Origin of the sequence: Halorubrum sp. SP9, from assembly GCF_005435015.1 — an archaeon.
GTDB lineage: Archaea > Halobacteriota > Halobacteria > Halobacteriales > Haloferacaceae > Halorubrum > Halorubrum sodomense.
The window spans coordinates 1-213 of sequence record NZ_SGXU01000796.1; the positions used below are offsets into that span (position 1 = coordinate 1).

The window sequence follows — 213 nt, forward strand, 5'->3', positions numbered from 1 at the left end:
GCCGATGCCGGTGACCCCGGCGTCGGTCTCAACCTTGATCAGGTTCCACTCGAAGTTCCCCTCGACGACGCAGGCGTCGAGGCCGGTGATCTGTACGTCTCGGTCCGGGTCGCGGGTGTCGATCTGGTCTGAGTAGTCTCGCATGTGTGTGGTGTTTGTGTTTCGCTGGTATCCCCGAGTCAGTCGTCTCTGAACCGCTCCAGCGCGTCCTCG

At 62.4% G+C, this 213-nt stretch carries 1 pseudogene; it reads right to left on the minus strand.

Annotated features, from left to right (window positions below):
* Positions 1-144: pseudogene (locus EXE45_RS21785) on the minus strand (mandelate racemase/muconate lactonizing enzyme family protein); the annotation flags it as partial.
* Positions 145-213 lie beyond the last annotated feature (69 nt).